21 protein-coding genes and 1 pseudogene are annotated in these 21,650 nt (G+C 70.8%); 19 read left to right on the top strand and 3 right to left on the bottom strand.

Translation table 11 applies throughout. The features are described from left to right. Nucleotides 1-5: 5 nt before the first annotated feature. The 6 genes and pseudogenes from hisI to HYN04_RS11645 all read left to right on the top strand — a co-directional run. Nucleotides 6-434, top strand: a complete 429-nt coding sequence (gene hisI, locus HYN04_RS11670; protein ID WP_110450913.1) for a phosphoribosyl-AMP cyclohydrolase — start codon at nucleotides 6-8, stop codon at nucleotides 432-434. A gap of 58 nt (nucleotides 435-492) precedes the next feature. Beyond that, the gene (locus HYN04_RS11665) at nucleotides 493-2,835 is read left to right on the top strand and encodes a TonB-dependent receptor (RefSeq protein WP_110450912.1); all 2,343 of its coding nucleotides are present in this window, start codon (nucleotides 493-495) and stop codon (nucleotides 2,833-2,835) included. Nucleotides 2,836-2,860: 25 nt separating this feature from the next. Continuing rightward, nucleotides 2,861-3,742 carry a TOBE domain-containing protein gene (locus tag HYN04_RS11660; protein WP_199285965.1) on the top strand — a complete coding sequence of 294 codons (882 nt, stop codon included), beginning with the start codon at nucleotides 2,861-2,863 and terminating at the stop codon, nucleotides 3,740-3,742. Between the two features lie 95 nt (nucleotides 3,743-3,837). Further along, a complete protein-coding gene (locus HYN04_RS11655; protein ID WP_110450911.1) occupies nucleotides 3,838-4,188 on the top strand; it encodes a type II toxin-antitoxin system RelE/ParE family toxin in 351 nt (116 codons plus the stop codon). Continuing rightward, nucleotides 4,185-4,529, top strand: coding sequence for a helix-turn-helix domain-containing protein (locus tag HYN04_RS11650; RefSeq protein ID WP_199285964.1), 345 nt, complete (start codon nucleotides 4,185-4,187; stop codon nucleotides 4,527-4,529). Before HYN04_RS11655 ends, HYN04_RS11650 begins: the two co-directional genes overlap by 4 nt. 337 nt (nucleotides 4,530-4,866) lie before the next feature. After that, nucleotides 4,867-5,604 (top strand): annotated as a pseudogene (locus HYN04_RS11645) (alpha/beta fold hydrolase); the annotation flags it as partial. A 68-nt stretch (nucleotides 5,605-5,672) separates the two neighbouring features. Here the strand turns inward: HYN04_RS11645 and HYN04_RS11640 are convergent. Next, a complete protein-coding gene (locus HYN04_RS11640) occupies nucleotides 5,673-7,337 on the bottom strand; it encodes an alkaline phosphatase D family protein (protein ID WP_110451416.1) in 1,665 nt (554 codons plus the stop codon). 155 nt (nucleotides 7,338-7,492) lie between these two features. Between HYN04_RS11640 and HYN04_RS11635 the strand changes: the two genes are divergently transcribed. The 4 genes from HYN04_RS11635 (at nucleotide 7,493) to HYN04_RS13790 (ending at nucleotide 11,558) form a co-directional block, all read left to right on the top strand. After that, nucleotides 7,493-8,521 (top strand): RluA family pseudouridine synthase, encoded by a 1,029-nt coding sequence (locus HYN04_RS11635; protein WP_110450909.1) that lies wholly within the window; start codon nucleotides 7,493-7,495, stop codon nucleotides 8,519-8,521. Between the two features lie 107 nt (nucleotides 8,522-8,628). Further along, nucleotides 8,629-9,516, top strand: a complete 888-nt coding sequence (rpoH, locus tag HYN04_RS11630) for an RNA polymerase sigma factor RpoH (protein WP_110450908.1) — start codon at nucleotides 8,629-8,631, stop codon at nucleotides 9,514-9,516. Nucleotides 9,517-9,652: 136 nt separating this feature from the next. Further along, a complete protein-coding gene (locus HYN04_RS11625) occupies nucleotides 9,653-10,951 on the top strand; it encodes a cytochrome P450 (protein ID WP_110450907.1) in 1,299 nt (432 codons plus the stop codon). Between the two features lie 16 nt (nucleotides 10,952-10,967). Further along, nucleotides 10,968-11,558: a TetR/AcrR family transcriptional regulator gene (locus HYN04_RS13790; protein ID WP_110450906.1), complete on the top strand. Its 591-nt coding sequence runs from the start codon at nucleotides 10,968-10,970 to the stop codon at nucleotides 11,556-11,558. Nucleotides 11,559-11,633: 75 nt separating this feature from the next. Here HYN04_RS13790 and HYN04_RS11615 read toward each other — a convergent pair whose 3' ends face one another. Continuing rightward, nucleotides 11,634-12,407 carry a LytTR family DNA-binding domain-containing protein gene (locus HYN04_RS11615; protein WP_110450905.1) on the bottom strand — a complete coding sequence of 258 codons (774 nt, stop codon included), beginning with the start codon at nucleotides 12,405-12,407 and terminating at the stop codon, nucleotides 11,634-11,636. A 144-nt stretch (nucleotides 12,408-12,551) separates the two neighbouring features. Between HYN04_RS11615 and HYN04_RS11610 the strand changes: the two genes are divergently transcribed. Beyond that, nucleotides 12,552-13,628, top strand: a complete 1,077-nt coding sequence (locus HYN04_RS11610) for an alpha/beta hydrolase family protein (RefSeq protein WP_241962618.1) — start codon at nucleotides 12,552-12,554, stop codon at nucleotides 13,626-13,628. Here HYN04_RS11610 and HYN04_RS11605 read toward each other — a convergent pair. Further along, nucleotides 13,600-14,889 (bottom strand): adenylosuccinate synthase, encoded by a 1,290-nt coding sequence (locus HYN04_RS11605; RefSeq protein WP_110450904.1) that lies wholly within the window; start codon nucleotides 14,887-14,889, stop codon nucleotides 13,600-13,602. The two genes, HYN04_RS11610 and HYN04_RS11605, sit on opposite strands and share 29 nt — an antisense overlap. Nucleotides 14,890-15,103: 214 nt before the next feature. Between HYN04_RS11605 and HYN04_RS11600 the strand changes: the two genes are divergently transcribed. The 8 genes from HYN04_RS11600 (at nucleotide 15,104) to HYN04_RS11565 (ending at nucleotide 21,640) form a co-directional block, all read left to right on the top strand. After that, a complete protein-coding gene (locus HYN04_RS11600; RefSeq protein WP_110450903.1) occupies nucleotides 15,104-15,520 on the top strand; it encodes a VOC family protein in 417 nt (138 codons plus the stop codon). Beyond that, nucleotides 15,517-16,503 (top strand): threonine ammonia-lyase, encoded by a 987-nt coding sequence (locus HYN04_RS11595; RefSeq protein WP_110450902.1) that lies wholly within the window; start codon nucleotides 15,517-15,519, stop codon nucleotides 16,501-16,503. Before HYN04_RS11600 ends, HYN04_RS11595 begins: the two co-directional genes overlap by 4 nt. 71 nt (nucleotides 16,504-16,574) lie before the next feature. Continuing rightward, the gene (locus tag HYN04_RS11590) at nucleotides 16,575-18,230 is read left to right on the top strand and encodes a M28 family metallopeptidase (protein ID WP_110450901.1); all 1,656 of its coding nucleotides are present in this window, start codon (nucleotides 16,575-16,577) and stop codon (nucleotides 18,228-18,230) included. A gap of 62 nt (nucleotides 18,231-18,292) precedes the next feature. Continuing rightward, nucleotides 18,293-18,916, top strand: coding sequence for a TetR/AcrR family transcriptional regulator (locus HYN04_RS11585; RefSeq protein ID WP_199285963.1), 624 nt, complete (start codon nucleotides 18,293-18,295; stop codon nucleotides 18,914-18,916). Continuing rightward, nucleotides 18,913-19,965 (top strand): alpha/beta hydrolase, encoded by a 1,053-nt coding sequence (locus HYN04_RS11580; protein WP_110450899.1) that lies wholly within the window; start codon nucleotides 18,913-18,915, stop codon nucleotides 19,963-19,965. The genes HYN04_RS11585 and HYN04_RS11580 overlap by 4 nt, the downstream gene beginning before the upstream one ends. Nucleotides 19,966-19,969: 4 nt before the next feature. Next, entirely contained in the window at nucleotides 19,970-20,950 is a 981-nt protein-coding gene (locus HYN04_RS11575; protein ID WP_110450898.1) for an NADPH:quinone oxidoreductase family protein, read from the top strand. 95 nt (nucleotides 20,951-21,045) lie between these two features. Continuing rightward, on the top strand, nucleotides 21,046-21,180 hold the full coding sequence (gene rpmH / locus HYN04_RS11570; RefSeq protein ID WP_110450897.1) for a 50S ribosomal protein L34: 135 nt from the start codon (nucleotides 21,046-21,048) through the stop codon (nucleotides 21,178-21,180). Between the two features lie 34 nt (nucleotides 21,181-21,214). Further along, nucleotides 21,215-21,640 carry a ribonuclease P protein component gene (locus HYN04_RS11565; protein ID WP_110450896.1) on the top strand — a complete coding sequence of 142 codons (426 nt, stop codon included), beginning with the start codon at nucleotides 21,215-21,217 and terminating at the stop codon, nucleotides 21,638-21,640. The last annotated feature ends 10 nt before the right edge of the window (nucleotides 21,641-21,650 follow it).

Raw genomic sequence — 21,650 nt, 5'->3', positions numbered from 1 at the left:
CCGCCATGACCGCCGACTTCCCTGCGGCCCCGTCGGTGGAGGCGCTGGAGACCGGCGACGTCCTGGCCCCCCGCTTTGGCCCCGACGGCCTGGTCGCCGCCATCGCCCAGCACGCCGACACCGGCGAGGTGCTCATGCTGGCCTGGATGAACGCCGAGGCCCTGCGCGCCACCCTGGCCTCGGGCGAGGCCGTCTATTTCAGCCGCTCCCGCCAAGCCCTCTGGAAGAAGGGCGAGACCTCGGGCCAGGTCCAGGTCGTGGAAGAGGTGCGGATCGACTGCGACCAGGACGCCGTCCTCCTGAGGGTCCGGCCGCAGGGCGACGGCGGGGCCTGCCATGTGGGCGCCCGCACCTGCTTCTTCCGGAGCGTGACCCCGGACGGCGTCAGCCTCGCCCCCGTCCCCGGCGCCGGACCCGACCGCGAGGCCGGCTGAAACTTGAGCGTTATGCAGGTTGACTGCATAACGGTCTCCGTCCCCGCGGAGACCCGTCTTGCCCCCCATCCTGCGCCTGAAGCCCGTTCTCCGGGGCCTCGCCGCCCTGGCGGCGTCCCTCGCAGGTTCGGCGGCCCGGGCCGAGGCGGCGGCGAGCGTGGAGCCCCTGGTCGTCACCGCCCGCCTTCGTCCTGAGGACGACCTGGCCGCCCCGGTCTCCCTGACCGTGGTCACGGCCGACACCCTCCGCGCCTCGGGGACCACCGGGGTCGCCGGCCTCGCCGCCCGGGTCCCCTCCCTGGGCTTCTCCTCTCCGAACCCGCGCAACACCGCCCTGACGATCCGCGGCCTGGGCAGCGGGGTCGCGGCGGTGTCCCAGGCCAATGACGGCCTGGAGCCGGGGGTGGGGCTCTATGTCGACGGGGTCTACCGCGCCCGGCCAGCGGCTGCGGCCTTTGACCTCCAGGACCTTGAGCGGGTGGAGATCCTGCGCGGACCGCAGGGGACCCTCTTCGGCCGGACCTCGACGGCCGGGGTGGTCAGCCTGGTCACCCGGGCCCCGGCCACCGCGCCCCAGGCCGACGGCGAGCTGACCCTTGGCGACTACGGATACCGCCGCGCCCGGGCCAGCGTTTCCGGGTCCCTCGGCGATGACCAGATCACCGCCCGGCTCAGCCTGGGCGGCGCGGCGCGAGATGGAATGCTGCGCAACATGAAATCCGGAAGGCGCAGCAATTTCCTTGGGTCCTTCAACGCCCTGGGACGTCTGAGGATTACGCCGTCAGACGACCTAGTCATTGATTTCTCTGCAGATATGGCGAGCCTGAAGGCGGAATGCTGCACCCAGGTCCCGATGCGTATCGGGACCACCCTCAGGCCCCCCGCCCGCCAGTTCCCGGCCCTCGCGGCGGCGGCGGGATACGTCCCCCTACCGTTGGACCCGAAGGCGCGGATCACGGACATCGACGCTCCCCTCGCCATCGACACGACCGAAGGCGGGGTCATGGCGCGGATCGGGGCCCGGGCCGGGGCCTTCGATCTGACCAGCCTGACCGCCTGGCGTTGGTGGGACTGGGATGCGGCCAACGACCGCGACTTCACCGGCCTGTCCATCCAGACGGTCCAGCACATCCCCTCGCGGCAGGAGCAGGTCAGCCAGGAACTACGCCTGGTCACCCGGGAGGCGGGACCGGTCCAGGGATCGGCGGGGGTCCTCGTCTTCTCCCAGGTGATCATCGGCCGTCCGATCTCGGTCTATGGCCCGGCGGCGACGGCCTGGCTGCTGGGGCCGGCCCCGACCTGGCCCGCCGGCCTGCTCGACGGCTACGGGACGGAGGGGCGTACCCGGTTCCGCTCGACCAGCGCGGCGGTCTTCGGCGAGGCGACCTGGGCGGCCTCCGAGAGGCTCAGCCTGACCGCCGGCCTGCGCTATGCCTGGGAAGACAAGGCGGGCAGGTTCGCCTCCACCGTGTCCGGCGGCGGCCCGGCGCCAACCCCCTTCCTACAGGCCGCCAAGCTGTCGATCCTGCGGCCCCAGGCCTACCAGGCCGCCATCCGCGACGGCGGGCTCTCGGGACGCCTCGCGGCGGTCTATCGCCTCTCACCCGGCCTTTCGGCCTATGCCAGCCTGGCGCGGGCGGAGACCTCGGGCGGAATCAACATGTCGGGCCTGCCGACAAACGCCCAGGGCCAGCCGGCCCTCGCCACCGCCGTCATCCGGCCCGAGCGGGTCATGGCCTGGGAGGCGGGCTTGAAGCTGCGGCCCGAGGGCGGGCGGCTGGCCCTGAGCCTCGATGTCTTCGAGACCCGGGTGCGCGACTTCCAGGCCAATGTGGTCGACACCGGCCCCGGCGCCCTGCGCGGCTATCTCGCCAACGTCGAGCGCGTCCGCTCGCGGGGGGTGGAGGCGGAGGCCGAGCTACGGCCCCTGGCGGGCCTGGTGCTGACCGGCGCGGCGGCCCTGACCGACGCCCGCTACCTCTCCTACGCCAACGGGCCCTGTCCCCTGGAGCAGATCGGGGTGGCGACCACCGCCTGTGACCTGTCGGGCCGGCGCCTCCCCGGCGCCCCGAAATGGGCCTGGAGCGCCTCGGCGGACTACGCCCGCCCGATCCCGGGACCGGGAAGCGAAGTCTTCCTGCGCCTCGACGCCAATGGATGGAGCGACGCCGCCGGCGAGGCGACGGGCTCGGCCTACACGGTCATCGACGGCTACGCCCTGGTGAACCTGTCGGCGGGCCTGCGCCGGCCCGGCGCCTGGGAGCTCACGGCCTGGGTGCGCAATGCCTTCGATGCGTCCTGGCTGACCTCGGTGACTGTCCAGGCGGGAAACTCGGGACTGGTCCTGGGGGCGCCGGGCGACCCGCGGTCGGCGGGCCTGACCCTGAGGGTGGCCTACTGATGGAAACCTCCAACCGGAGACCGACATGACCGCCGTGACGCCGACCGGGCCGCGCAAGCGTCCCCCCATGCCGCCTGAGTTCCAGCCCCGCCGGAGGGGCGAGCCCCTGGAGGTCAGCGTGACCCTGGGCCGGCGCGGCAAGGCCGTGGTCTCGGTCGCCCGCATCGCCCTGCTGGCGGATATCGGCAGGGAAGGCTCGATCTCGGCCGCCGCCAGCCGGCATGGCCTGAGCTACCGGGCCGCCTGGGACTCGGTCCAGGCCCTGAACAACCTCTTCCCCCGGCCGCTGGTGACCGGCCAGCCCGGCGGCGCCCGGGGCGGGGCGGCCCGCCTCACCCCCGAGGGCTGGGCCGTCCTGCGCGCCTACGACGGCCTCAACACCGAGATGAAGTGGGTCCTCGGCGCCCTGGAGCTGAGGCTCGCCAAGGGCGGAACGGACTTTGACCCCACCTTCCTGTGGAGCCTGACCATGAAGACCTCGGCCCGGAACATGCTGCGCGGCGAAGTGGTCTCGGTGACCGAAGGGGCGGTGAACTCGGAGGTGGTGCTGGACCTGGGCGACGGCCGCAGCCTGGTGGCTGGCGTGACCCGGGAGGCGGCCCTGGAGTTGGGCCTCACTCCCGGCCTACCGGCCCTGGCCCTGATCAACGCCGGCGACATCCTGCTGGCCGCCGTTCCAGACGGCGACGCCCCGCCCCTGCGCACCAGCGCCCGCAATGACCTGGAAGGCGTGGTCTCGCGCCTCGAGACCGGGGCGGTGAACGACGAGGTCCACGTGGACATCGGCGGCGGCAAGACCCTGGTGGCGATGGTCACCCACGCCAGCGCCGGGGCCCTGGGCCTGGCCCCGGGGGCGCCGGTCCGGGCCCTGATCAAGGCCGGGCATGTCCTGCTGGCTGTGGGGTGAGGGGGTCGGGGGTCTGACTGTACGCCGGTAAGGCCATATGAAGGCCTCGCTCTGCACGGCTTGAGAAAAGTTGGCAAATATGACAACACTGGGAGATGGCGCGCCCGACCCTCAGGACGATTTCGTGGATCAAGGCGGCGCGAAAGGATTTCGAGGCGTTTCCGGCCCGCGCGATCGATCGGGCGTTAGATGCGCTGACGATTATCGCCGATGGCGGAACCCCGGACCTGGCCAAGCCACTGAGTGGACTGGGCAGCGGGGTCTGGGAACTGGCGATCAGAGAACGCGGCGATGCCTATCGGGTCGTCTATGCGCTGCAATTGGGCGACGACATCTGGGTGGTCCATGCCTTCCAGAAGAAGTCGACAAAGGGAATTTCGACGCCGCGTTACGAGATCGATCTCGTGCGCGACCGGATCAAACGTCTGAAGGAGATGCTGGCGTGAACGAGCTCGTCCACGATATCGAACTGGTGCGCGGCTCCGGTAATGTTTTTGCCGACTTCGACGCACCCGATGCAAGCCTGCGCCAGCTCCGGGCCCTCCTGGCCTCGGAAGTCGTCAAGACGCTCGACAAGGAACGGCTCACCGTTCGCGATGCCGCGGCGCGTACTGGCATTGCAGCGGCTGACTTTTCGCGCATCCGTCAGGCCCGGCTCGACCGGTTTACGGTGGACCGGCTGATGCGCATCCTTGAGCGGCTGAACCGCGATGTCCGGGTCAGGATCTCGGTTGGCGCTCGCAATCCCGTCCCGCGGCGATCCAGGACTCCGGAACTGGCGGCCTGAAGCGCGCCGCCCAGTTCCCCCTTTAACCCGCCGTCACTCCCGACACCCCTTCCCGGCCCGGGGAGAGGTGAGGTGCGCTTGCCGTGGTTGCGGCCATCTGCGACCCCTAGCTGAGTTGCAGCCATGGCCCGCCATTGATGACGCGACCGACACTTCGCCCCGCCCCTGAAGGTCAAGACCTCTACGCCGCGCCTCAGCAACTTGTGCGGATCAACTCTCGCCGGCGGCTGAATCTCATGCTGCTCGGCAGAGGCTCCCCAGCGGTGGTGTTTTTTCGGGACTTGGTGGAGGAACGTTCGACGGGCGAAGGGTTCAACCCGCGGTCGCTAAACGCGCCAAATGCGTTTCCTTCGACCATGCGGGGGCGGGGTTCAGTCAACCTGGACCCCTTCCGCGCACCTCCGGTGCGGCTGTCAGAGATATCCGAGCGGCCTTACGTCGCCTGAAGATTGACCCACCCTACGTCTTGGTCGGGCACTCGATTGGAGGGATGGCGGCCTGGCTTTTCGCCTTCCTGCACCCTGAGGAGGTTGCAGGCCTCGTCCTCGTGGATTCCTCCTGCGAACGTCAGCTGGAGAGGTGGTTTACTACCGAGGAAAAGTTGTCCGCGCGCCGCGCGGGTCAGCGGGCGCGCGCCAGGGCGCTGGCCATGGCCCCAGCTGGTCAGCTCGTCCCGGGCGCCGACGCGTACAGGATGTTCGTGGGATTGCCCGACCCAACGCTATCCGCCGCCATGAGCGAGAGCCTCCACAGGCAACGAACCGCACGGGTTTATTTTCGGGCATTGGGCTCAGAAATGGACTCGTTCGAGACGCGGAGCACCGCAGAGTTGGATGAAGCGCGACGGCGCCTGGGAAGACTTCCGATGGTACTGCTGACTGCAGCCAGATCTTTCGATTCCGCCCAGGAGTCCGGCGCTCGCCACCAAGCGGCGCTGAGTGCGATGCACTCCGAAATCACAGCCCGTTCCGGGCGGGCAGTACAGCAGACGATCGGCTGCGGGCACATGATCCAGCTTGAGCGACCCGAGGCGGTGATCGCAGCAGTCAACGAAGTCCTCGAAATGATCGATTGAGGGCTGCATCCCCCTCACCGGGCCCTGCCCGGAGCCCCCCCCTGGGAGGAGCCTCCGGGCGCTTGTGGCTAGGCTTCCTTCAGTCCGGAGACCCCCTCGGCGCCGGGGGTGAAGGTGAAGGTCTTCAGGACGCTGGTGGTGAAGGTGGTCTCCAGGATGGTGGAGACGGCCATCATCTCGGCCTTGCCGCTGGTCCGCCCGAGGGTGAGGAGGACGAAGCCCTTGGCGGCCTGGTCGGAGTAGACCACCTCGCGGTTGGCGTCGGCCATGACCTGGCCCACGGGCACGCCCGGCAGGGCGTCGCCGGCGCCGGGGCTGGTGATTGCGGTCGTCCCGAACTCCACGGCCACCCGCCTGCCGGCCTCCGGGGCGTCGTAGAGTTCATTGGCCCAGAAGGCGTGGCTGTCGCCAGAGACGACCACGGCGTTGGCCTTCGCCCGGCTGATCAGGCCATAGAGGCGCTGGCGGTCAGCGGGATAGCCGTCCCACATGTCGAGGCCATAGGGCAGGCCCAGCTTCGCAATCCCGGCCATGCGGTCGATGCGTCGCAGGCCGTCGGGGCCAAGGTCTGCCGTGGCGGCGGCGAACTTGTCCGGGCCCAGGGCGGCGCGAAGGTCGGGCACGTTCACCCGGGCCATGACCACCTCGTTTCCCAGGACCTGCCAGGTGCGGCCGGTCCGGACGGAGTTGGCGAGGCCCCGGCGAAGCCAGTCGGCCTGGGAGGGACCCATCATCCGGCGGTCGGGATCGGCCAGCCGCTTGCGGAACCGGGCGACGTCCGGCTTGCCGTCCGGACCATTGAGGTCCTTGCCGTAGTCAAGCTGCTCGTCGCGGGCCGTGAGGCGGGTCTCGAGCATGAACAGGGTGGCGAGGTCGCCGAACTCGAAGGCTCGGTTGATGGAGAAGCCACCGCCGTCCGGCTCGCGGATCGGCATCCATTCGTAATAGGCCTTGATGGCCGCCGCCTTCCGGCGGTTCCAGGAGCCCTCGTCCTTCTCGTGGTTCTCGGCGCCGCCTTCCCAGCTGTTGTTGGCGGTCTCGTGGTCGTCCCAGACAACGATCCAGGGGGCCCGGGCGTGGGCGGCCTGGAGTTGGGGGTCGGTCTTCACCTGGGCGTGGCGGTTGCGGTAGTCCGAGAGGGTGAAGATCTCGTGGGCCGGCCTGACCAGGCGGTTCAGCTTCTTGCCCGTCGCGGCGCCGTAGCCGTCGGCGCCGTACTCATAGATGTAGTCGCCCAGGTGCAGGACCGCGTCCACCCGGGGCAGGTCGGCGATGGCCTGGTAGGCGTTGAAGTAGCCGCCCGGATAGAGGGCGCAGGAGGCGATGGCCAGGACGGCGTCCTCCACCGGTCCCTCGGGCAGGGTGCGCGTGCGGCCCATGGGCGAGGTGACGCCATTGGAGGTGAAGGTGAAGGTATAGGCCCGGCCGGGATCGAGGCCGCCCACGTCCACCTTGACCGTGAAGTCCCTGGCCGCGGAGGTGGTTCCCCGGCCCGACTTGGCCCCGCCGGCCCTTCGGTCGATGGGATTGAGGCTCCACTCGTAGGTGATGGCGCCGCCTGAGGGGTCCATGGGCGTGATGCGGGTCCACAGGATGACCCGGTCCGCCGTGGGATCGCCGGAGGCCACCCCATGGTCGAAGCGGACCGTGCGGTCCTGGGCGGCCGAAGGGCCTGCGACGGCGGCTGTGCCCGCCCCGAAAAGGGCCAGGGCCCGGCGACGATCCACGCGCATGTTCTTGTACTCCCCCATTCGGACCTGTCGACCGGCGTCGTCCCGACGCGGGCCTGCAGACCCCCCTAAAGAACCCCGATGACAGCGTTGTGTCCAGACCGCCCTTCCCCGGGATGGGGCCTTGCGCGCGGCGCGGCAACCGCGATCATGCGCCCATGCCCGCCGCCCACCCCCCCGCCGGATTCGAGGATGACGGTCCGGACGATTCCCAGGAGGCCGCCCCGGCCGGCGAGTTCCTGGAGGCCATCCTTGCAGCCGGCGTCGCCGGGCGGCTGGACCGGGCCCTGGCCGACGCCTTGCCGCAGCTTTCGCGGGCGCGCCTCCGGGCGCTGATGGAAACCGACGCCGTGACCCGGGACGGGGCGGTGGTGCGGGACGCTTCTGGCCGGGCGGCCCCCGGGATCTACCGGGTGGAGGTCCCGCCGCCGGCGGCGGCCCTCCCCGAGCCCCAGGACCTGCCGCTGGACGTCCTGTTCGAGGACGCCCACCTGATCGTCCTGAACAAGGCCGCGGGCATGGCCGTGCACCCGGGGCCGGGCGTGCCGGACGGCACCCTGGTCAACGCCCTTCTGCATCACTGCGGCGCCTCCCTGTCGGGGATCGGCGGGGTGGCCCGGCCGGGGATCGTCCACCGGCTGGACAAGGAGACCTCCGGGGTCATGGTCGCGGCCAAGACCGACGCCGCCCACCAGGGCCTGGCCGCCCTGTTCGCCGCCCATGACATCGACCGCAGCTACATCGCCCTGGTGCGCGGCGCGCCGAGGCCGCCGGGCGGCGAGATCCGCACCCGGATCGGACGGTCGACCCATGACCGGATGAAGATGGCGGTCCTGAAGGCGGGCGGACGCGAGGCCGTGACCCACTACCGGACCGAACGCACCTTCGGCCCGCCGGGCGCGCCCCTGGCGGCGCGGGTGGCCTGCCGGCTGGAGACCGGGCGGACCCACCAGATCCGGGTGCACATGGCCTCGCTGGGCTGCCCCTGCCTGGGTGACCCGGTCTATGGCTCGGGCGCACCCGCCGCGGCGGTGCGCGAGGCGCTGAAGGCCGCCGGTCTTTCCCGCCAGGCCCTGCATGCGGCGGTCCTGGGCTTCCTGCATCCGGTCACGGGCGAAAGGCTGAGGTTCGAGGCGCCTCCGCCGCCGGACATGGCCGGGGTCGAGGCGCGCCTGTCTGAATTGTAACCGGGCGCCTGCGGCCTTTGCCTTGAAGCCGCCGCTTTCGGTCACTAGGTGAAATCCGACCTGGGGGGTTGGTCTTTGCCGTCCTCCCATCTGGAGGAAACCGACCGATGGCCGCGAACGCTCTGGCCGTGATGACCCCCGAAGGCGGTCTGTCGCGCTACCTGACCGAGATTCGCAAGTTCCCCATGCTGACCAAGGACGAGGAGTTCATGCTGGCCAAGCGCTGGCGTGAGCACGAGGATCCGAAGGCGGCGCACCGCCTGGTCACCAGCCACCTGCGCCTCGTGGCCAAGATCGCCATGGGCTACCGCGGCTACGGCCTGCCGATCGGCGAGGTGATCTCCGAGGGCAATGTGGGCCTGATGCAGGCCGTCAAGAAGTTCGAGCCCGACAAGGGTTTCCGCCTGGCCACCTACGCCATGTGGTGGATCCGCGCCTCGATCCAGGAATACATCCTGCGGTCCTGGAGCCTGGTGAAGATGGGCACCACCGCCTCGCAGAAGAAGCTGTTCTTCAACCTGCGCAAGGCCAAGAGCGCCATCTCGGCCTTCCAGGAGGGCGACCTCCATCCCGACCAGGTCGAGCTGATCGCCACCAAGCTGGGCGTGGAGCAAACCGAGGTCGTCTCCATGAACCGCAGGCTGTCCGGCCCGGACGCCTCGCTGAACGCCCCCATGCGGGTGGATGGCGAGAGCGAGTGGCAGGACTGGCTGGAGGATACGGGCGCCGTCAGCCAGGAGACCCAGGTCGCCGAGTCCCAGGAGCGGACCCAGAGGATGAGCCTCCTGGAGGCCGCCATGACCGAGCTGACGGACCGTGAGCGCCACATCCTGACCGAGCGTCGACTGAAGGACGACCCGACCACCCTCGAGGACCTGGCCTCCCAGTACGGGGTCAGCCGGGAGCGGGTGCGCCAGATCGAGGTCCGGGCCTTCGAGAAGCTGCAGAAGGCCATGATCGCCTCGGCCCGGGAAAAGAACCTGGTGGAGGCCTGACGGCCCCGCCGACCGGCGGCGACCTGCAAGTCAACGCGCATTGACATGGGGTGGGCCCGGAGTCAGGGTCCCGCTGCGGGAGGCTGCGGAAACCACGCGGCCCCGCGGGCAGGAAATGACACCAGGGGAGAGCGCCATGAACATCGCCGTCAGGATCGATTCCGACGAGGCCATCCGTGAGGCCAACGAAACCCCCCTTGAACTCCTGAACCCCGGCCGCGCCGACCGGTTCCAGAAGGACACCATCCTGCCGGTCTTCGCCCGCCTGCGGCGCGAGGACCCGGTCCACTTCACCGCCGAAAGCGACTTCGGGCCCTATTGGTCCGTGACCCGCTGGAAGGACATCATGGCGGTGGACACCAACCACGAGATCTTCTCCTCGGCCCAGGGCATCACCCTGCCCAACCTGGTGGCCCTGGCCGAACAGCAGAAGGTGCTGGGCGAGCTGGCCCGGCCCCGGACCGGCGGCGGCGCTGGCTTCATCACCATGGACGAGCCCGAGCATGGGGCCCAGCGCAAGGCCGTGAGCCCCACCGTGGCGCCGGCCAACCTGCAGCGCATGGCCCCCATCGTCCGCGAGCGGGCGGGCCTGATCCTCGACTCCCTGCCCATCGGCAAGGAGTTCGACTGGGTCGACCTGGTGTCGAAGGAACTGACCGCCATGACCCTGGCGACCCTGTTCGACTTCTCCTTCGAGGACCGTCGCAAGCTGACCTACTGGTCGGACATGGTCACCAACCCGCCGGGCCACGGCCCTGTGAAGAGCTGGGAGCACAAGTTCCAGGCCATGGGCGAATGCTTTGGCGCCTTCGAGGAACTGTGGAACCAGAAGATCAACGCCGAGCCCTCGGCCGACCTGATCTCCATGCTGGTGCACAACCCGGCGACCCGCGACATGGACCGCGACACCTATCGCGGCAACGTCATCCTGCTGATCGTCGGCGGCAACGATACCACCCGGAACACCATCTCCGGCAGCATCCTGGCCCTGAACCAGTTCCCGGCCCAGTACGACAAGCTGCGCGCCAACCCGTCCCTGATCCCCTCCATGGTCTCCGAGACCATCCGCTGGCAGACCCCCCTGGCCCACATGGCCCGGGTGGCGAAGACCGACTTCGAGCTGGGCGGCAAGACCATCAAGGCCGGCGAGCGCGTGGTGATGTGGTACCTCTCCGGCAACCGGGATGAGGACGAGATCGACAACCCCAACGCCTACATCATCGACCGGGACCAGTCGCGGCACCACATGTCGTTCGGCTTCGGCGTGCACCGCTGCGTGGGCAACCGGGTGGCCGAGCTGCAGCTGACCATCATCTGGGAAGAGATCCTGAAGCGCTTCCCCGAAGTCCGGGTCTCCGGCGAGCCGGTGCGCAACTTCTCGGCCTTCGTGCACGGCTTCGAGACCCTGCCGGTCATCATCCCGACCCGGAACTGAGCCGGGACCTGACCCCATGACCGAGTTGGCGGAGGCTACGGCCCCCGCGCCGCCGCGGCGGCGTGACGCCGGGGCCACGCGCGCGGCCATACTGGAGGCGGCCAAGACCGCCTTCGCCGTGACGGGCTACGACCGGACCTCCCTGCGCGACATCGCCGCCCTGGCGGGCTCGGACGTGGCCCTGATCCCGCGCTATTTCGGCGGCAAGGAGGGGCTGTTCACCGAGGCCCTGAAGGCGACCATCGCCCCCGACCGCCTGCGCGACTGGGACCGTCGCCGCTTCGCCCGGGACGTGGCCGAGATGATGGCCGGCGCCGCCGACATCGCCGATCCCCGGACCCGGACCTTCCAGTTCCTGCTGCAGGCGGCGACCTCGCCCACCACCGCGCCCCTACTGGGACGGGCGGTGCAGGAGCGCTTCCTGGCGCCCATCCGGGACTGGCTCGGCGACGAGGCCGGTCAGGAACGGGCCCGCGTGCTGGCCGCCATCTACATCGGCTTCCTGGTCGAGCGCCTGATCCGCGGCGCCGCCCTGGAGGGCGCGGAGCGGACGGCCTTCGTCGAGCGCGTCACTGCGGTGATCGACGGGGTGATCGGGCCTGGGTGATCGGGCCTGGGTGATCGGGCCTGGGTGATCGGGGCCGAGCGATAGGGTCCGTGGTTACCGCAGGATCGCGCCGGCTCAGTCCGCCGCGGCCCCGGCCAGCCAGCCTTCCTGCCGCAGGAGGCCCACCCGTGAGCGAGAGACAGGCGCCTCCAGGCCACCAACCAGCTGGAGGCGCAGGTTGCGGCCATCCTCGACCACACCGGTGATGGCGGCGCGCGCCACCCACCATGAACGATGAGTCTGCACCCCTTCGATATCCCTAAGGCCGGCGATGGCCTGGGAGAGGGACATCAGAATCAGGGTCGAGCCCTGTGATGTGTGCACCCTTACATAGTGGTCCTCCACCTGCAGGCAGAGGACAGTGCGCCCGAGGCGGGGCGACAGGCGGTCCCGCAGGTCGGCTGAAGTCGAATCCGGTGCGGGCGCCGATGTGACCCGCCCTCGGGTGACCCAGAGGATGACCGCCATGGCGATCGCGCTGATCGCCAGACACTGGCCAAACCACTCCGCCACCGAAACCCGGCCGACGACCGGCCAAAGCTTCAGGGCGAGGAGCCGGCTGAGGGCGGCCGGCGGCAGGGTCAGGAGGGCGACGGCGGGGGGCGCCCAGACCCAGGTGGCCAGCCCTCGGGTCTGGGCCCACCGCGCCAGGGCCGGCACGCCGATCGCGAAGGTCAGGGATCCCGCCCAGACACAGACCAGCCAGTAGCCGATCCGCACGCCGAGCGAGCCGCTGAGATAGCTGCCGAAAGGGCCCAGGACACCCAGCGCCAGGCCGCAGGCCGTGGAGGCGACCAAGCCGATCACCGCCGGACGCTGCAATGCCGCCCTTCCCCAGGCCCACGCCATCTCAGTCTCCTGTCCTCAGCGCCCAGGGGGGCGTGACCGTTCGCCGGCCGGCGAACCCATTCGCCCATTTGCCCATCACCGCTGGCGGAGAGGGAGGGTGCACGGTCCAAACCCAACATCTTCTTCTTCTCGAAAGCCCCCAGCATGTCCATACGCACACGCCCTCTCTCCGCACTGTCCCTCGCGACGCTTGCCGCCGCCACCCTGGCGGCAGCGGCCTGCTCCATTCCGGATATGGCCCCGGCCGCCCCACAGAAGACCGGGGCGGCGGTTCAAGACTCTGTCGTCTTCAACCGGTTCCTGGTCCCTGACGGCGATCAGCCCGATATCGAAGCGGGTGTGTGGCGCGCCGTGGGACCGGCGGCGGCTCCGCGCCCCTTGATCGTCATCTCTCACGGCACAGGCGGGGACTTCCGTAGCCACCTCGCCACTGCCGAGGCCCTGGCCCGAGCAGGCTTTGTCGTCGTCGCCCTGACCCATACGGGCGACAACTGGCGCGACCAGAGCCGGGCGTCCGACCTGGGCGGGCGGACGCGCCAGGTCTCTGTGCTGATCGATTACATGCTGACCGCGTGGGAGGGCCGGGGCGGGATCGACGCCAAGCAGATCGGCGCCTTCGGATATTCGGCCGGCGGGTTCACCATGCTGGCGGCAGCTGGCGGCGAGCCGGACATGACCCGGGTGGTCGAACACTGCCGCTCCCATCCCGACTATTTCGACTGCCGTCTGGTCGCCAAGACTCCCTCGACTGGAAGTCCGGCCGCCCGGGACGCCCTGGTGATCCATCGGGATCCGCGCCTGAAGGCCCTTGTGATCGCCGCGCCTGCCCTTGGCTTCACCTTCGCCGGCAAAGGCCTGGCCGAGGTGACCCAGCCCGTCCAATTGTGGCAGGCCGGCGCGGACCAGATCCTGCCGGCGCCGAGCTATGTGGAGCCCGTGAAAGCCGCCTTGCCGAAGCCGCCGGAGTTCTTTCGGGTCGAAGGCGCCGGCCATTACGACTTCATGCCGCCCTGTTCGGCCCAGCTGAAGCTCTTTGCGCCGGCGATCTGCGCGCCGACGCCCGGCTTTGACAGGGCGGCCTTCCACGAGACCTTTGACCGGGACGTGATCCGGTTCTTCACCACGCATCTGCGCGTACCGTCACCCAGGCCGGCGGCTTCGGAGGGCTCTGTCCCCGGCCAGAGCGCCCGCCTCAGTCCAGGAACGGGTCCCGCATCATGATGATGTCGTCCCGCTGGGGACTGGTGGACAAGAGGGCCACGGGGGCGCCGACCAGCTCCTCGATCCGGCGCACGTACTTCACCGCCGCGCCGGGCAGGTCCTTCCAGGAGCGGGCGCCCTCGGTGCTGTCGGTCCAGCCCTCGATCTCCTCGTAGACCGGGACCAGGCGGGCCTGGTCGCGCAGGCCGGCGGGTAGGTAGTCGAAGGACCGGCCGTCGAGGGTGTAGCCGGTGCAGATCTTCAGGGTCTCGATCCCGTCCAGCACGTCCAGCTTGGTCAGGACGATGCCCTGGACCCCGCCGACGCGGATGGACTGGCGGACCAGGGCCGCGTCGAACCAGCCGCAGCGGCGGGGCCGGCCGGTGACCGTGCCGAACTCGTGCCCGCGGTCGCCCAGCCGGGCGCCGATCTCGTCATGCAGTTCGGTGGGGAAGGGGCCCTCGCCCACCCGGGTGGTGTAGGCCTTGACGATGCCCAGGACATAGCCCCCGGCCTGGGGCCCGACGCCGGAGCCCGCCGCCACCTGCCCCGCCACGGTGTTGGAGCTGGTCACGTAGGGATAGGTGCCGTGGTCGACGTCCAGCAGGGTGGCCTGGGCGCCCTCGAACAGGACCCTGCGGCCGGCGCGGATCTGGTCGCCGAGGATGCGCCAGGCCGGTTTCACAAAGGGGGCGACCTGGGGGGTGATCTCGGCCAGCTGGGCAAGGATATCAGCGGGGGTGACGGGGGTCAGGCCGAGGCCCGCGCGCAGGGCGCCGTGGTGGGCCAGCAGGCGCTCGATCTTGGTCTCCAGGGCCTCGCGGTCGGCGAGGTCGGCGAAGCGGATGGCCCGGCGCCCGACCTTGTCCTCGTAGGCCGGGCCGATGCCCCGGCCGGTGGTGCCGATCCTGCCCGCGCCGGCCCGGGCCTCGCGGGCCTGGTCGAGGTCGCGGTGCAGGGGCAGGATGACCGTGGCGTTGTCGGCCACGACCAGGACGTCCGGGGTGATGGTGAGGCCCTGGGCCCGGGCGCGGCCGATCTCGTCCATCAGGGACCAGGGATCCACCACGACGCCGTTGCCGATGATGCTGAGCTTGCCCTGGACGACGCCCGAGGGCAGCAGGGACAGCTTGTAGGTCCTGTCGCCCACCACGATGGTGTGGCCGGCGTTGTTGCCGCCCTGGAAGCGGACCACGACGTCGGCCCGGTCGGCCAGCCAGTCGATGACCTTGCCCTTGCCCTCGTCGCCCCACTGGCCGCCGATGACGGTGACGTTGCCCATGATGTGATCCTGTCAGATGCGCGAAGTCCGCCTGCCGGGCGGATCCCTCCCCGCCCTTCGACAGGCGCTCGGCGGGGGGAGTTTGCAGATTGTCGCGGCCAGGAAGAGCGCAGCGGCGCCGGCTTCCCGGTCCAGGGGGATAGACAGTCGGGCGGCGCCGTCGTCAAGGGATTTCGGTCTGGAGCCATCGTCCGGCCGGCGCTAGGACAGGGGCATGTCCAGACCGCGCTTCCACCTCGCCTTTCCCGTCCGCGACCTCGAAGAGGCCCGCGCCTTCTATGGCGGCCTGCTGGGCTGCGCCGAGGGCCGGTCGAGCCCGGAGTGGGTGGACTTCGACTTCCACGGCCACCAGATCGTCGCCCACCTGGCGCCGGCGCCGGAGACCGTGGCGACCAATCCCGTGGATGGCGAGAACGTGCCCGTGCGTCATTTCGGCGTGATCCTGGACCTGCCCGCCTGGCGCGACCTGGCCGGGCGGCTGGAGGCGGCCGGCGTCGACTTCATCATCCCGCCGCAGATCCGCTTCCAGGGCCAGCCGGGGGAGCAGGCGACCCTGTTCTTCCTGGACCCCTCGGGCAACGCCCTGGAGTTCAAGGCCTTCGCCGACGACGCCATGGTGTTCGCCCGGTGAGCGCCGTCGCCTTCGCCGACATCGAGGCGGCGGCCGAGCGCCTTTCGGGACAGGCGGTCGTCACGCCCCTCATCGAGAGCCCGGCCCTGAACGACCGGCTGGGCCTGAGGGTGCTGATCAAGCCCGAGACCCTTCAGAGGGTCGGCGCCTTCAAGTTCCGCGGGGCCTTCAACCGGCTGTCGCAGGTGGCGCCGGCGGACCGGCCGCGCGGGGTGGTGGCCTTTTCCTCGGGCAACCATGCCCAGGGCGTGGCCCTGGCGGCGCGCCTGCTGGACATGCCGGCGGTGATCGTCATGCCCGCCGACGCCCCGGCGGTGAAGGTGGAGGCCACGCGGGGCTACGGCGCCGAGGTGGTCTTCTACGACCGGATGACCGAGAGCCGCGAGGCGATCGCGGCACGGCTGGCGGGAGAGAGGGGGGCGGTCATCGTGCCGGCCTACGATGACCGCGACATCATTGCGGGGCAGGGCACGGCGGGGCTGGAGCTGGCCCGGCAGGCGCAGGCCCTGGGGGCGGAGCTGGACCTGGTCGTCGGCCCGGTGGGGGGCGGCGGCCTGATGGCGGGAGTGGCCCTGGCGGTCCAGACCCTGTCGCCGCAGACCCGGATCGTGGGGGTGGAGCCCGAGCTCTACGACGACGCCCGCCGGTCCCTGGCCAGCGGCCGGCGCGAAAGCGCGGCGCCCACCGTGCGGACCCTCTGCGACTCCCTGGAGACCCCGTCGACGGGCGAGCTGACCTTTCCCATCCTGCAGGCGAGGCTGTCGGGGATCGCGACGGTCAGCGACGCCGAGGTGGCCCAGGCCGTGCGGCTGGCCTTCTCCATCCTCAAGCTGGTGGTGGAGCCGGGCGGAGCGGTAGGGCTCGCCGCCCTGCTGGCCGGCAAGGTCCCCGAAGCGGGGGCCGGCGCCTGCGTGGGCCTGGTCCTGTCCGGGGGGAATGTGGACCCCGCCCTCTTCGCCCGCATCCTGCAGGGCGAATTCTGACCCGGCGCTTCTGGCGAAAGCCGGCGGCTGCGGGTAATCACGCCTTGAAACTTCCTTCCAAGGGAAACCGAATGTCCTTCAAGCGCACGCTCCTGGCCAGCCTGGCGGCCGTCCTGCTCGCCTCGCCCGTCCTGGCCGCCGACCTGGATCCGGCCCGCCTGACCGAGCATGTGAAGATCCTGTCTTCCGACGCCTTCGAGGGGCGCGGCCCCGACACCGAGGGCGAGCGCAAGACCGTGGCCTACCTGGTCGAGCAGTTCAAAAGCTTCGGCCTGGCGCCCGGCGGCGACCTGCAGAAGGACGGGACCCGCGCCTGGACCCAGGACGTGCCCCTGGCCCGCTTCGACACCGAGGGCCCGGTGGCGGTAAGCGTGAACGTCGGCGGCCAGACCCGCGCCTGGACCCAGGGCGAGGAGATCGCCATCCGCGCGGCCCAGACCGGGATCAGCCGCCTGACCCTGAAGGACGTTCCCCTGGTCTTCATCGGCTATGGCGTCACCGCCCCCGAGCGGAACTGGGATGACTTCAAGGGCGTCGACATGAAGGGAAAGATCGGCCTGGTGCTGATCAACGACCCGGACTTCGAGACCGGCAAGGGCGAGTTCGGCGGCAAGGCCATGACCTATTACGGCCGCTGGACCTACAAGTTCGAGGAGGCCGCACGGCGGGGCGCGGTGGGCTTCCTGGTGATCCACGAGACCGACCCGGCCTCCTACGGCTGGGCGACGGTGAAGAATTCGAACACCAACACCATCTTCGACATCATCCGCGCCAATCCCGCCGAGGCCCATGCGCCCCTGGAGGGATGGGTCCAGCGCGGCGTGACGGTGGACCTGTTCAAGGCCGCCGGCCTGGATTTCGAGGCCCTGAAGGCCAAGGCCCAGACCCGCGACTTCCGTCCGGTGGAGCTGACCGGCGTGACCTTCTCCACGGACCACGCAGTCAAGGCCCAGAAGATCGTCTCGAAGAACGTGGCGGCGCGCAAGCCGGGCCGGAAGCACCCCGACGAGACGGTGATCTACACGGCCCACTGGGACCACCTGGGCGTCGGCCTGCCGGACGCCAGGGGCGACCGGATCTACAACGGCGCCCTGGACAATTCGCTGGGCACGGCCTCCTTGCTGGAGATCGGCCGCGAGTACGCCAAGGCCCCGGCGACGGACCGTTCAGTGGTCTTCCTGGCGGTGACCGCAGAGGAAAAGGGCCTCCTCGGTTCGGAATACTACGCCTCCAATCCCCTCTATCCCCTCGCGACCACGGCGGGGGTCATCAACATGGACGGTGGCTCCACGGCGGGGCCGGCGCGGGACTTCACCACCTCGGGCGATGCGCCCCTGACCCTGCAGGACGACCTGGTGGCCCTGGGCGCCAAGCGCGGCCGGGCCTATTCGCCCGATCCCCGTCCGGGCGCGGGCAGCTTCTTCCGCTCGGACCACTTCCCCTTCGCCAAGCGCGGCGTGCCCGCCATCTCCTTCGGCTCCGGACAGGACCTGGTCGAGGGCGGCCGGGCGCGGGGCGAGGCCCTGGCGAGGGACTACACGACCTATCGCTACCACCAGCCCGCCGACGAATGGTCGCCGGACTGGAACCTGGCCGGGACGGTGCAGGACGGGCATCTGCTCTATGACCTCGGCCGCGAGCTGGCCAACTCCCGCCGCTGGCCGGACTGGAAGGAAGGCTCGGAATTCCGCGCCGTCCGCGCCGGCACCTCGGCCCAGAGGAAGTAGCGGGGGCTCGACGGCGACGCGCGATGCCCTATGGTGACGCGCGTCATCTTTTGAGCGAGACCATGCCCGACACCGCCCTGGCCCCGGCCGGAAAGCGCGAGATCACCAAGGCGCAGAACCGCCAGGCGATCCTCGACGCCGCGCGCGAGGTGTTCGGCGAGGCCGGGTTCGAGACCGTCACCGTGCGCGACATCATCCGCCGCACCGGCCTGGCCTCGGGCACCTTCTACAACTACTTCCGCTCTAAGGACGAGGTGGCGTCGGCCCTGTCGCGGGATGGCGCCCGCCGGTTCTCGCCGATCCTGAAGGCCCAGCGCGAGCGCGCCCGGACCTGGGCGGAGTTCGTCCGCGGCGCCCTGGGCGCCTATTACGACTTCCTCGCCAGCGAGCACGACAGCTGGCTGGCCCGGCGCACGGCGGCGGAATCGGGCGAGGCCCTGATGGGCGAAACCCCCGAGATGGCCGCCGTCTTCGAGGAGGTCCGCCGCTCCATCATCGACGAGGCCGAGCGGGGCGGGGCGCGGGGGGTGGACGCCGACTACCTGGCCGCCGCCTGCATCGGCCTGGCGCGGGAGATCGGCTGGAAAATGCTGGCGCGCCGGCCGGTCGACACCGCCGCCGCCACGGACTTCGCCGCGACCCTGATCCTGCGCGGCACAGCGGGCCTGTCGGAGGCCTCGCGGTGAGCCGGTCCGGCCAGGCCCAGGCGGTCCTGTCCTGGATCCTGTCCCTGCCTGCGCCGGTGCTGCGCCTCCTGTCAGGGGGAGCGGCGACCTATCGGGAGGGGCGCACCCTTGATCCCCGCCTGCAGTTCCTGGCCGCCGGCGCCCGCCGCGGCCGGCCCATGAGCGCCATGACCCCCGAGGAGGCCCGCCGCGCCAGCGCCGCCGCCTTCCGCGCCACCGCCGAGGCGCCGCCGGCCGGAGTGAGGGTCGAGGCCCTGACCGTCCCCGGCGGCGCCGGCGACCGTCCGGCCCGCCTCTACCGCCCCGCCCGGGGATCGCCGGAGGTCCCGGTCCTGGTCTTCGCCCACATGGGCGGCGGGGTCATCGGCGACCTGGACACGGTCGACGGCTTCTGCGGCCGGCTGGCCGAGGCCCTGGGCGGTCCTGTCCTGTCGGTGGACTACCGGCTGGCTCCCGAGCACCGCTCCCCGGCGGGGTACGAGGATGTCCTGGCGGCCTTCCGCTGGGCCCGCGACACCGGGGTCGGCCTGGGGGCTGCGCCCGGCCGGGCGGCGATCGGCGGCGACTCTATGGGCGGCCTTTTCGCCGCGGCGGTCGCCCAGGAGATGCACCGGACCGGCGAGCCGGGGCCGGAGCTCCAGCTGCTCATCTACCCCTGCGTGGACCTGGCCAGCGAGACCCCCTCGATGACCACCTTCGCCGACGCCTTCCCCCTGGACCGGGCGACCATGGAATGGTTCGTCGGGCACTACCTGCCGCCGGGCGAGGACCCCGCCGACCCGCGCCTGTCGCCGGGACGGACCGCCGACCTCTCGGGCCTGGCGCCCGCCATCATCGCCACCGCCGGCTTTGATCCCCTGGTCGACCAGGGCGAGGCCTACGCCCGCCGACTTGTCGCCGCCGGCGTGCCGGTGGACTACCGCCGGTACGACAGCCTGGTGCACGGCTTCACCGCGTTTGCCGGCGTGATCCCCGAGGCCCGTCGGGCCTGCGCCGAGATCGCCGCCCTGGCGGCCGCCCGGCTGTCCCAAACCCTGCAGAAGGACTGACCCCATGCGCGCGCTCGTCGTCGAGGAACTGGCTGCGGAATACGCCGGCTGCCGGGTCAGGGACCTGCCGGACCCCAAACCCGGGCCGGGCGAGGTCCTGGTCCGCGTCCGGGCCGGGGCGGTGAACTTCCCCGACCTGATGCAGACCCGGGGCGAGCACCAGCACAAGCCGCCCGTGCCCTTTGTGCCCGGCATGGAGCTGGCGGGGGATGTCGAGGCGGTGGGCGAGGGGGTCACGGACTTCCGGCCTGGAGACGCCGTCGCCGGCGGGGCCAGGGGCGCCTTCGCCGAACTGGCCGTGGTCCCGGCCGCGGGCCTGCACCGCAAGCCCGCCGGCATGACCTATGGCCAGGCCGCGGGCTATCCCGTCTGCTACCTGACCGCCTGGGTGGCCCTGGTGCGGCGGGCCCAGGTCCAGCCCGGCGAATGGGTCCTGGTCCACGGGGCGGCGGGCGGCACCGGCCTTGCGGCGGTGGACCTGGCCCGCCACCTGGGCTGCCGGGTCATCGCCGCCTCGGCCTCGGACGCCAAGCTGGCGGTCATCGAGAAGGAATACGCCCCCGACGCGGTGGTGAACGTGTCGAAGGGCTTCAAGGACCGGGTGAAGGAGATCACCGGGGGCCGCGGCGCCGATGTCATCTTTGATCCCGTCGGCGGCGACGTCTTCGATGAGAGCGTGCGCTGCATCGCCTTTGACGGCCGCATCCTGTCCATCGGCTTCACCTCGGGCCGCCTGCCGGTGCTGCCGGTCAACTACGCCCTCATCAAGGGCTTCTCGGTCATGGGCGTGCGGGCGGGCGAGTATGGCCGCCAGTTCCCCGAGCGGGGGCGCGAGAACAATGCGGCGATCTGGCGGCTGGCGGAGGAAGGGGCGGTGCATCCCCGGGTCGACCGCGAGTTCCCCCTCGACGGCTGGCGCGAGGCCTTCGACACCCTGGCCGAGCGGACCGTGGTCGGAAAGACCATCATCCGCCCCGACCTCTGAAGCCCCTTTCGGCCCGGCTTCCCTCTGCCCGGCATTGACAGGGGGCCGGGCATCCCCTATTCCCCGCGCCTTGATTTTTTCCCGGAGCTGGTCCCGTGAAGCGCACTTTTCAGCCCTCCCGTCTCGTGCGTGCGCGCCGTCACGGCTGGCGCGCCCGCATGGCCACCAAGAATGGCCGCAAGGTCATCGCGCGCCGCCGGTCCAAGGGCCGCAAGCGCCTGACCGCCTGACGGGCCGCTTTCCGCGATCCGCAGGGCCCTCCGGATGGAGGAACCCGCCCCCCACCAGGTCCCGCCCGATGCGGGCCCCCGCCTTGAGCGGCTGAAGACCCGTCCAGGCTTCCTGGCCGCCGCCAAGGGTCGCGCGTGCGCCCGCGGCGCGGTCCTGCTCCAGGTGCGCGACCGGGCCGATGGAGACGCCCGGATCCGCGTGGGCTTCACGGCCACCCGCCGCATCGGCGGCGCCGTCGTCCGGAACCGCGCCAAACGCCGCCTGCGCGAGGCCGCGCGGCTGCTGGTCCCGGACCTGGGAAGGCCCGGATGCGACTATGTGCTGATCGCCCGGGGCGGGACTCCGACCCGTCCCTGGCCCCGTTTGCTTGACGATGTGAAAACCGCGCTGATAAGCCTCGCGACCGAGGGCGACCGCCCTGCCCGCGCGCCTGACCGCGCCCCCTCTTCAACAGACTGAGCGCGCGACA

The sequence above is a fragment of the Phenylobacterium parvum genome, from assembly GCF_003150835.1.
In the GTDB taxonomy this organism is placed as follows: Bacteria; Pseudomonadota; Alphaproteobacteria; order Caulobacterales; family Caulobacteraceae; genus Phenylobacterium; species Phenylobacterium parvum.
Note: the sequence above shows the minus strand (reverse complement) of the source record. Positions and strands in the feature narration are given on the sequence as shown.